Origin of the sequence: Salegentibacter sp. BLCTC, assembly GCF_015143665.1 — a bacterium.
GTDB lineage: Bacteria > Bacteroidota > Bacteroidia > Flavobacteriales > Flavobacteriaceae > Salegentibacter > Salegentibacter maritimus.
Genome location: NZ_WYEW01000009.1, coordinates 1 through 11,258, shown reverse-complemented (window position 1 = coordinate 11,258; position 11,258 = coordinate 1). Strand labels below are relative to the sequence as shown.

The window sequence follows — 11,258 nt, the reverse complement described above, 5'->3', positions numbered from 1 at the left end:
TTTACTTGGTTTCTATTTCTTTAGATTTTGGTTTTACTGGATTATAGGGTTCGGGCAGGTATTTTTGTGCCATTTTAATGAAGTTTTTTGTTTGATGATCTATCCAGGATGTATCTCTCCCTAAAACATCAGCCATGATTTTAGCTGTTTCTTCTGCAGCATCAATAGCCGCCCTGGCATTCAAAAATAATAATCGAGTTCTTCTGGCTAAAAAATCTTCGATAGTCCTTGCCATTTCTTTTCTGGCAGCCCAAACTACCTCTGCTTTTATAACTGGAAATTCCGGGTGAAGTCGTTCTTGTAATTTTGGTTCATCTTTGGCTAATTTCATTATTAATTCTGCATCACTTCCGTAAATATCTAAATAATTTCCAGTTACCTTCCGGGTAGCACCATGTATTTTTAAATGATCTGTTTTGCTGGGTGTGTTTTTTAAATTTCCAGTTTCAATGGCTAAATCTACGGTATCTTCAGCCATTTTACGATAAGTAGTCCATTTGCCACCTGTAATGGTAACAAGCTTAGATCTGGAAACGGTTAATTTATGATCTCGGGAGATTTCTTTTGTGCCTTTGTCTTTACTGGGCTGTACCAATGGTCTAAGACCTGCAAATACACTTAAAATATCTTTCTTTGATGGCTTTTTTGCAAGATATTCTTCAAGGTTGTTTAGAATAAAATCTATTTCACTATCAAGAGCACTAGGCTCAAGAAGATGGTGCTCTACCGGGGTATCAGTAGTTCCTACAAGAAGATGTTCATGCCAGGGAAGAGCAAATAATACCCTGCCATCTGAAGTGGAGGGGATCATAAGGGCGTGATCACTCTTCATAAAAGATTTATCAAGAACAAGGTGAATTCCCTGGCTTGCTTTAACTAATGGGGTTTTTGAAGAATCGTTCATTTTAAGAATATTATCCACAAAAACCCCCGTTGCATTGATAACGACTTTCGATTTGAGATTATATGAATTACCGGTTTCGATATCTTTTGCTTTTACACCGGTAATTTTTTTATCTTCATCCTTAGATAGTGCGGTTACTTCAAAATAATTCAGAAGGTCTGCTCCCTGCTCTGCGGCGCTTTGCGCTAAATTTATAGCTAGACGTGTGTCATCAAACTGGCCGTCGAAATAAAGTACCCCTCCATTAAGGCTTTCTGTATTTAAATTTGGTAAATGAAGTAAAGTTTCCTCTCTACTTAGGAACTTGGTTTTCTGAAACCTTAGGCTTTTTGCCATCCAATCATAAATTTTTAGTCCAATTCCATAGTAATATTTATCCCAGGCTTTATAGCTTGGAATTATAAATGGAAGCATTTTTACTAGATGAGGAGCATTTTTAATCATAAGGCCCCTTTCTTTTAATGCGTCCATAACCAAACCCAAATTTCCTTGTGCAAGATATCTTACACCGCCATGTACCAGTTTGGTGCTTCTGCTGGAAGTTCCGTTTGCAAAGTCTGCTTGCTCTAAAAGTAATGTTTTTAAACCTCTGGAACTTGCGTCGAGAGCAGTGCCAAGACCTGTAGCCCCGCCACCAATAATTATAACATCCCAGGTTGTAGAAGGGCTTAGTTTAGAAAGTATGTGGTCTCTTTTAAAAGAATTATTCTCTGAATTCTCACAGGTATTTGTCTTTTTCATTCTTTGTTTGACTAAAATTCTGTTTCAAATATATTATCAAAAAGAAACTAAAACAAACAAAAAGTAATTTTTTATACTTATTTTTGATTTTAAATTATTTTGTTTGTTTATTTGATGAAAGTTAAGGTTGATAATAGATATTAATCTGAAAAGATATTCTACGGAAGCTTTAAGGTTATTTTTTTCATTTGTTTTAGCGTTAAAGTAAAAGTGGTTGAAAAAAGAATGGCTGAAAAGGCTTTTTGAAATCGTTTCAGGGATGCCGAAAGTTACCTTTTCTATTGAGTGATCGGAAGTGGCTTTTAAAGATATAACCTTTTAATCACGTTCTATAAACAATAGGAATAAGTTTAAAACTGAAATTTACACCTCCAAAATATTTTAATATGAAAAAAATAAAACTTATTACTTGTTTACTATTAACCATTCCGGGATTTCTGGCTGCTCAAAATGCTACCGGAAAGATCTTTGAGGATAAAAACCGGAATGGAAAGTTAGATTCAAATGAATCAGGAATTCCAAATGTGTCTGTAACCAATGGGGAGGATGTGGTGCTAACCAACGAAAAAGGTGAATATAAGTTACCGGCATCTAACGATTTTATTATCTCTGTGATAAAACCTTCTGGATATAATTATCCGGTAGATGAAAATAACTTACCACTATTTTACTACAACCATAAACCTAAAGGCTCGCCTAATTTGCGATATGCCGGAGTGGAAGTTACAGGTGATTTGCCACAAGAGTTGAATTTCCCTTTGATTAAGAATGAAAAAGAAAAGGAAAATTTTTCGGCATTGATATTTGGTGATCCGCAAATGTACAATGAAGCTCAGGTGGCTTATTTTGAAAAGGGATTAATCTCGGAGGTGAAGAGAAATAAAAATATAGTATTTGGTATTTCATTGGGTGACCTTGTAGGAGATGATTTAGATTTATTTGATCCTTACATCAATGCTGTAAGTAAGCTGGATTTGCCCTGGTATAATGTTATAGGTAATCATGACCTAAACTTTGATGTAGACAGGGATGAGGATAGTGATGAAACCTTTGAAAAGTATTTTGGACCTCCTAATTATGCTTTTAATTATGGAAAGGTTCATTTTATTGTATTAGACGATATACTGTATCCAGATCCACGAGATAATAAAGGATATTGGGGTGGCTTTAGGGAAGATCAGCTTAATTTTATTGAAAATGATTTAAAACACGTTCCTAAAGATCATTTAATTGTTATTTCGGTACACATACCTTTTAGTGAGCCCAAAGGCGATGTTTTTAGAGATGAAGATAGGCAGCGGCTTTTTGAAATACTTAAAGATTTTCCAAATACCCTTTCTCTCTCGGCCCACACCCACATTCAAAGACAGGATTATTTTAAAAAAGAAGATGGTTGGTTAGGAGAAAAGCCTCACCATCATTTTAATGTAGGAACAACCAGTGGAGACTGGTATTCTGGAAAATTAAACGATAAAGGTGTTCCAATTTCAACTATGCGTGATGGTACACCCAAAGGTTATGCGATTATAAATTTTGAGGAGAATAAATATACTATAGATTATCAGGTGGCAGGAGAGTCGGAAGATTATAGAATGCAAATATTTTCTCCCAAAGTGGTGGCCAAAGATAAAAATACCAAAGCGGGGATTTTTGTTAATTATTTTATGGGAAGCGAAAATGATAAAGTAGAATACCGGGTTGATGATGGAAAATGGTCTAGGATGAAGTATGTGGAAGAATATGATCCCACGTATGTAGCTATGGTTTACGAATGGGATTTAACCGAAGAGCTTTTTTCAGGTAGGCGTCCTTCAAATCCTGTAAAGAGCAAACATCTTTGGCGTGGTAAGATACCAACAAAATTGGCCGAGGGAGTACATACCATAGAAGTAAGAGTTGAAGATATGTTTGGGAGAATATTTACTGAGACCCACGAATATAAAGTTGTTTCTGATAAAAAATAATAAATATTAAAAATTTTTTTTGAGTAAACTTAATAATTTCAGATCATAAGATTCTGAAATTATTAAGTTTTTTATTTTTAGAATCTATCATTTTTTCTTTAAGAACACTGTATCCTTAATAGCTATTTCTAAATATATTTACGTTAGCTTATTTCTTGTGGTTTCGGGGCTATTGTTGTGAAAAAATGTTAATTTATCTTGAAAATAATTTACATTATATAAAAATATGGTTACGATTGATAATTTGGTAATATAGAAATAATTGTTAATTTCGGTCGGTTCAATTTTTTGTTTTCTGTAATTAATTTTATTGTTTTTTTTAAAGTCGAGACCAGAATTAGTTACTACTTGAAATCATTAAATATTCTTTGTTGGACAGATTATACTATTCTTAAGATTTTTAATAATTAAAGGATTAAATTAAAAATGGAATACATTGAAGGAAAGAGGATATTTAAGGATGAAGTTGATGAGCATTTCAGTGTGTATTTAAATGATTTTAATAGTAGAGAGACGAAAAAATCTCGCCGTGTTATAGACTGTAAACACTCTTCAGGGGTAAGCTCGAGCGTTAACCCAGAAAAGGTAGAAGACTTAGCTTTTTTATTCTGGGAAAAGATCAAGAGAGGAGATATGGACGCTTTAGGGCAGTTGTACGACCTTTATGTAGATGAGTTATTTCTATATGGAATGGAAAAGGTTCAAGACAAAATTCGCGTTATGGACGCTATTCATGATCTTTTTGTCGATTTATATAAATATCGTAACAGTATAGCCTCTCCTTCTAATGTTAAGTATTATTTGTTGAGATCGCTGAAGCGAAAAGTATATAGAAAACAGTCTTCCAAAAAGTGTATAAATTTACAAGACTCCTTTTTTGAGAAAAAAACAGTGGCAACTGAATTATCTTATGAAGAGAAAATCATTGAAGGGGAGTATTCAAAAGAAAAAAAAGATAAATTAAAATTGGCCTTAACATTTCTTACAAAGAGGCAACAAAAAGCATTACATTTAAGATTTACTGAAAACAAGCCGTATAATGAAATTGCCAATACTATGAATATTAGTATTGCAACCTCCAGAACATTGGTCTACCGTGCAATATTAGTACTTAAAAAGCATTGCCTTTCACTTTTTTTAACTGTCTCAGGTATATTTATTTAAAAAAAATTTAAAAATTTTGTCTATATATTATAAGTATGATGCTTATGTATATATAGGCCTCTATTTACTTTTCTTATAGGAAAGAATACTGTCTAATATTCTGGCTAAAACCTTATTAATTGAAAGTCAGATTAATTTCATTTTAATGAACGAGAAAGAAAAAAAAGAATTAAGAGCCAGAATTATTACATCTGCTTATGCCTATAAAACAAGAAGGAAAAGATTGTTTTATAGCATATCAATAGCAGCGTCTATATTGCTAATAGTTAATTTAGGCTTTTATAAATACAATCTCTCAGAATCCTCTATTGCAAAATTTGCGGAATCTTCAGGAGACATAAGTATAGAAAGTGAAAGCAAACAAGATGTACAGTTATTTTTAAGTGGAAATAAAAAGGTGGTAATACAAAGTAATAATTCAAGTATTGCTTATCAAACTGGAGGACGGGAAATAAATATAGCTGACTCTTTGGGGAAAAAACAGGAAGTTGCTTTAGATAATTCCAATGAGTTTAATACCCTAATAGTTCCCTATGGTAAACGATCTAAAATAAAATTATCAGATGGAACAATGGTTTGGTTAAATTCTGGCTCGAAACTGATTTACCCCGCTACTTTTAAAGCTAAGAACAGAGAGGTGTTTTTAATAGGAGAAGCAATTTTTGATGTTGCACATAATGCAAAACATCCTTTTAAAGTACTATCTAAAGGGCATACCATTGAAGTGCTAGGTACCGTCTTTAATGTTAGTAATTATCCTGAGGATAAAGATATTAAAACGGTGCTTAAAAGTGGAAGTGTAGAAATTAGCTATAAATCAGATTCTTTTTTTAAATCAGAGGAAAAAACAAAAATTACACCGGGTACCATGGCTGTGTATAATAAGGCCAGCCCAAAGGTGAATACCAAAAATGTAGAGGTAGAAAATTATTTTTCCTGGAGAGAAGGTGTTTTAATATTTAAGAATAATAGCCTGAAACATATCATGGGAAAATTAGGAAGGTACTATAATGTGGATATTGAGTTTCAGGAGCAGTATATGGAAAGCGAAACTTTCTCGGGCTACTTAGATTTAAAAGATTCGGTAGAAGGAGTATTAAAAACCTTGCAGAATGCAACCAACTTTAATTATAAGATTAAAGAAAACGGATTAATAACAATTAATAAACTGGAAAATATGGAATGAAAATAACAAAGAAAGCCATAAGATGCGCCAACATCTTATGGCCAGGTCAGTTAACTTACTTATGTAGAATAAAATAAACTAACGAAAAACAAAATTATGAATAAAAATGAAAGATTTAGGTCATGTTTTGATTTAAATAACTTTACACGAAACTTAGTAAAAATTATGCGTGTACTATTAATCCTAATAGGATTGGGGCTTGGTTCCTCTTATGCTAATTCTTCCTACAGCCAGACTAAAATAGATATTGCCCTTAAGGATGCAAACCTAATTGAATTTTTTGAAGAAATTCAGGCTAACACCGAATTTGTGTTTTTTTACAAAGATGATATCTTACAAGAGAATTTACGGATTTCTGTGAGCTTAAAAAAGGCTTCCCTGGAAAACATTTTAAAAAGTGCTTTTAGCAATACCAGTCTTGATTATAAAATCTCAGATAAACAAGTGGTTGTAAAAAAACTAGCACAAAAATCTAATAGGTTACCCAATATAAATAGCGAAAATCAACAAGAAACCCTTACAGTTACCGGTACTGTTACGGAGGCTAAAACCGGAATGCCTGTTCCGGCTGCGAATATTTTGGAAATAGGAACTTCTAATGGCGTAATGACAGATTTTGACGGGAATTATTCTATAGATGTACCTAAAGATGCTGTTTTAAAAGTTAGCTATATAGGTTATGCCGCAAAGGAAATTCAGGTAAACAACCGTAGCGAAATCGATATCGTGTTAGAAGAGGACGCTGCGGCATTAGATGAAGTGGTAGTAGTTGGGTATGGAACTCAGAAGAGAGAAAATCTTACTGGGGCACTATCTTCAATGGATTTTGACGAAACCATTGAGAACCGGCCAGTAACAGATGCATCTCAAGCCCTTTCGGGGAAAATGTCAGGTGTATGGGTGAGTCAAAATTCGGGATTACCCGGGGAAGATGCTTCAACTATAAGAATTAGGGGGATAGGTACTTTAAATAATTCCAGTCCTCTAGTGCTTATTAATGGGGTAGAAGGAAAACTCTCTGAAATTAATCCAAATGATATTGAATCAATAACAGTATTAAAAGATGCAGCCTCTGCTGCAATTTATGGAAGTAGAGCTGCTAATGGAGTTGTTTTGGTTAAAACAAAGCAAGGCACTGGGGGAGAGGCTCAAATTAGTTATAACGGATATTTCGGTTTACAGCAGATAGGAAGAAAATATGATTTAATTACTAACAGTGCTGAATATATGGACATATGGAATATTGCTGTCACCAATTCTGGAGGAGATCCCTTATTTCCACAAGATGTTATCGAGGGGTTTCGTACCGGTGATGATCAATATAGATACCCAAATACAAATTATCTGGAAGAGATTTTTAGAACATCACCTATCACAGAGCATAATGTATCAATTCGTGGAGGCTCTGAAAAAAGTAATTACTATTTATCCTTTAATTTTAGAGACCAGGAAGGTATAGTTAGAAATACGAATTCAGAAAAATACGGCATAAACCTGTCACTTTCCAATCAAGTTAAGGATTGGTTAAAAGTAGAGGGTAATGTTCAGGCAAGTAGAAAAAAGTACGAAAGTCCTTATGATGAAATTTCACGTGCGTTATATTTAACGATGAATGGTCATCCTTTTAGTTCACCGTATAACAGTAATGGTGAATTTGGAGCTACTCAAGCTATTTATGAGCAAGGTGAGAATGCTGGAAAACCAATAGTCGATACTCGAAACCCATTTCCAGACTTATTTAATGGTAAAACCTTGAATGTTGTTAACTATCTGAACGTTAGTGGTAAAGTGGAGGTGAGCTTGTCTCCATATTTAAAATTTAACTCTACGATTAATGGTCAAGTCACAAATGGGATAACTGACAGATATAATGAGTTGAACTATGCCTATACTGAAGATGGATTTAGAACTTTACCTCTGGATTACGAACAAACTATTACAAATCAAAGAAATAATAGTAATGAGTTCTATTGGGTGAATTTTAATACAATTAATTTTGACAAGACATATAATGAGGTTCATAATTTTTCGTCCATTTTGGGAATGCAAGTAGAATCAAATGAGATTAAAACTACAGGTGCGCAAAAATCTGACCCTCCTAAAGAAGGAATACATCAAGTTGATGCCGCTACTTCAAATGCGATCGCCAATGGTAACCGAACAGAATGGAAAATGCTTTCTTACTTTGGTAGAATTAATTATAATTTTGATCAGAAATATTTGTTTGAGGCCAATTTAAGGGCCGATGCTTCTTCACGATTTAGAAAAGGAAATAAATGGGGCGTGTTCCCTTCGTTCTCAGCGGGATGGAATATCAGTAAGGAGGACTTTTTTAATATTACTAGTATTGATAGGTTGAAGCTTAGAGCATCCTGGGGAGAGCTGGGGAATCAAAATATTAACTTAATTGCTGGTAATTACCCTTATTTGACTACAGTTACACAGAGTAATGGAACCAGTTATAATTTTCAAAATCAATTTGTACCAGGTACCGCTATTACTGAATTAGTGGATAGGGATATTTCATGGGAAACTACTAAATCAATAGACATTGGTTTAGAAGCGACCTTCCTTGACAATAGAATTAGCTTTGAAGCCGATTACTTTAACAAATTGACAGAAGATATTTTAGTGCGCCTTCCTGTTCCATTAATTCTTGGTGGTGTTTCTTCTCCCATCCAAAATATTGGGGAAATGAGAAATGAAGGAGTAGAGCTCCTGGTGAACTATCAGTCTCATACCTATGAGAAAGATTGGACTTATAATATTGGTGGTAATGTTTCATTTATAGAGAATAAGGTAGAAAGATTCTTAGATGATTCTCCTGATCAATTATACCTAATTAGAGAAGGTTTTTCCTATAACACTTTATATGGCTTAAATGCAATAGGGGTTTATCAATCTGAACAGGAAATTGCCGAACATATCCCTCAAAACAGTTATCAACCTAAACCGGGAGATTTGAAATATGATGATTTAAATGGAGATCAAAAGATAGATTATCGTGATAAGAAAGTAATGGGAAATACGGTCCCTAAGATTACTTATGGTTTAAGTTTAGGAACTTCCTACAAAAACTGGAGTATTAATATGGTAGCGCAAGGTATCGCTGATGTTTCGTCTTATACTCAAAATGCCTGGACGGAACCACTTGGAATCTCAGGTGGTTCAATTACTAAAAGATGGAGAAATGCGTGGACTGAAGATAGTCCCAGTTCTTCGCTGCCTAGTATTAAAGTAAATGATACCTGGAATAGAAGACAGTCATCTTTTTGGGTGAGTGATCTTTCTTATTTAAAGATTAAGAATATACAACTTAGTTATGATGTATCTAAATCTATTATGGATGATTTAGGCTTGAAATCGGCCACGGCATATATGAATATGTCTAACGTATATACTTTTGTTAATAATGATTATGAAGGTTTTGATCCGGAAAGGAGCACCTTTGACTCTGGAGGCTATGTTTATCCAGCCCCCCGAATTATGACAATTGGACTAAATATTAACTTTTAAAATATTACAGATGAAAATCTTGAAGTTTAAATATATTCAAATTTTACTATTCTTGAGTGTAATGAGTTCTTGTACAGATGATTTTGTTAGTGTACTGCCAGATGATAGAATAGTACAGGAAAATTTTTGGCAAAATGAAGATGATGCGGTGATGGCTCTATATGGTATTTATAATGTATTACAGGATAGGTATATTTATGGATATGGAGGAGGAGAAGATGCCATGAGTCCCAATGCATTCCAATGGGCTCATTGGGAAGGTAAGCATATGCAGGTTGGAAACGGTACTATACAGCCAAGTGATGGAGGCATAGTTGCTGGAAGATGGACTGATGCATATAGGGGGATTAACCGTGTAAATTCATTTCTAGCCAATATAGATAGGGTAGATATGGATGTAAAGGATAAGGAAACCATGAAAGGTGAAGCATACTTTCTTAGAGGTGTTTTTTATTCATTATTGGTAAATACTTATGGAGGTGTGCCGTTAATTTTAGAGCCAATATCGGTTGAGGAAGCAAGGACACTTAGTAGATCAACTAAAGAAGAAAGTTGGAATCAGGTTCATTCAGACTATGATATGGCAATATCCTTACTTCCAACTAATGCAGAAGTTAAAGGCAGGGCCACTTTAGGAGCAGCTTTAGGTATGAAAATGCGTGCTTTTTTATATCAGAGTGAATGGGAGCAGGTTATTGAATATGCCGATAAAGTAATTGCCTTAGGAGAATATGATTTATTTCCAAGTTATGAGGGGTTATTTCATCTGGATAATGAAAATAACGAAGAAGTTATTTTTGATGTACAGTTTATGGATGGCCCATTTTCCCAGGGCAGTATTTTTGATAGATACTGGCAACCTCAGAATTTAGAAAACGGTGTTTCCGGTTCTAATTCTGTAGCACCCATTCAGGATTTAGTTGATGCGTATGAGACGATTGATGGTACAAATATAAATCCAGATAAACCATTTGAAAACCGAGATCCACGACTTGACTTTACAATTTTAAGACCAGGAGCATATTTTCAGGATCAACTATATCCAGATGAAATTCAGAATCATACAGGGCAAAAGGTAGGTTATGGTATTAGAAAGTATACCATTGAGGATAAACAAATAGTACCTACCCAATCTCCACTGAATTTTATAGTCTTACGGTATGCTGATATACTACTTTCAAAAGCCGAAGCATTGATTGAAGGCGAAGAAAAAAATATCCCTAAGGCTATAGAATTGATCAATAGAATAAGAACTGAAAGAAATGATGTCAATATGTATTCGCTTAATGCGAATTTAGATTTTACGGAAGCTAGAGAATTGTTAAGACACGAAAGAAGGATTGAATTTGCATTGGAAGGATTGTATTGGTCTGACATAAAGAGGTGGGAAATTGGAAATAAAATTTATCCTTTAGAAGTAAGGGGAGGTTCTAATGAACTAATTGAAGTTAAATTTGAAGATGGTTATAATCTAGAAGAAGATCAATATCTTCCTCTTCCTGATAGTGAACTTTCTTTAAACCCGAATCTTGAACAGAACCCAGGTTACTAAACTTGAAGTAATCACTAAAAGAGTTTATATGACTTAAAATAGGCCGTTATATATTCTATACGTATAACGGTCTACTTTTTTAAGTGTTTTATAGTTTTAAAATTTATATAGTATGAAAAATAACAGACGTTCCTTTATTAAGAATTTAGGAATAGTGGGCGCAACTGCGGCCGTAATCCCGTCCAGTTTTGCTGCAGAAGCGAAAGAAGTAAATTTATTGAATAGAGCTGC

7 protein-coding genes are annotated in these 11,258 nt (G+C 34.0%); 6 read left to right on the top strand and 1 reads right to left on the bottom strand.

From position 1 onward, the window contains the following. Window position 1: 1 nt before the first annotated feature. Window positions 2-1,645: a glycerol-3-phosphate dehydrogenase/oxidase gene (locus GUB10_RS12110; RefSeq protein WP_193711722.1), complete on the bottom strand. Its 1,644-nt coding sequence runs from the start codon at window positions 1,643-1,645 to the stop codon at window positions 2-4. Window positions 1,646-2,031: 386 nt separating this feature from the next. Between GUB10_RS12110 and GUB10_RS12105 the strand changes: the two genes are divergently transcribed. The 6 genes from GUB10_RS12105 to GUB10_RS16165 all read left to right on the top strand — a co-directional run. Then, the gene (locus GUB10_RS12105; protein WP_193711721.1) at window positions 2,032-3,609 is read left to right on the top strand and encodes a calcineurin-like phosphoesterase family protein; all 1,578 of its coding nucleotides are present in this window, start codon (window positions 2,032-2,034) and stop codon (window positions 3,607-3,609) included. A gap of 426 nt (window positions 3,610-4,035) precedes the next feature. Then, a complete protein-coding gene (locus tag GUB10_RS12100) occupies window positions 4,036-4,773 on the top strand; it encodes an RNA polymerase sigma factor (RefSeq protein WP_193711720.1) in 738 nt (245 codons plus the stop codon). Window positions 4,774-4,918: 145 nt separating this feature from the next. After that, window positions 4,919-5,959, top strand: coding sequence for a FecR family protein (locus GUB10_RS12095; RefSeq protein WP_193711719.1), 1,041 nt, complete (start codon window positions 4,919-4,921; stop codon window positions 5,957-5,959). A gap of 165 nt (window positions 5,960-6,124) precedes the next feature. Continuing rightward, window positions 6,125-9,475 carry a TonB-dependent receptor gene (locus tag GUB10_RS12090; RefSeq protein WP_193711718.1) on the top strand — a complete coding sequence of 1,117 codons (3,351 nt, stop codon included), beginning with the start codon at window positions 6,125-6,127 and terminating at the stop codon, window positions 9,473-9,475. Between the two features lie 10 nt (window positions 9,476-9,485). Beyond that, window positions 9,486-11,027: a RagB/SusD family nutrient uptake outer membrane protein gene (locus tag GUB10_RS12085; RefSeq protein ID WP_193711717.1), complete on the top strand. Its 1,542-nt coding sequence runs from the start codon at window positions 9,486-9,488 to the stop codon at window positions 11,025-11,027. Window positions 11,028-11,139: 112 nt separating this feature from the next. Continuing rightward, window positions 11,140-11,258, top strand: a 119-nt coding sequence (locus GUB10_RS16165) for a twin-arginine translocation signal domain-containing protein (protein WP_193711716.1), incomplete at its 3' end; no start/stop codon positions are given.

Coding starts and splice junctions, on each gene's coding strand:
- GUB10_RS12110 (WP_193711722.1), bottom strand. CDS start 1,645: ATGAAAAAGACAAATACCTGTGAGAATTCAGAGAATAATTCTTTTAAA.
- GUB10_RS12105 (WP_193711721.1), top strand. CDS start 2,032: ATGAAAAAAATAAAACTTATTACTTGTTTACTATTAACCATTCCGGGA.
- GUB10_RS12100 (WP_193711720.1), top strand. CDS start 4,036: ATGGAATACATTGAAGGAAAGAGGATATTTAAGGATGAAGTTGATGAG.
- GUB10_RS12095 (WP_193711719.1), top strand. CDS start 4,919: ATGAACGAGAAAGAAAAAAAAGAATTAAGAGCCAGAATTATTACATCT.
- GUB10_RS12090 (WP_193711718.1), top strand. CDS start 6,125: ATGCGTGTACTATTAATCCTAATAGGATTGGGGCTTGGTTCCTCTTAT.
- GUB10_RS12085 (WP_193711717.1), top strand. CDS start 9,486: ATGAAAATCTTGAAGTTTAAATATATTCAAATTTTACTATTCTTGAGT.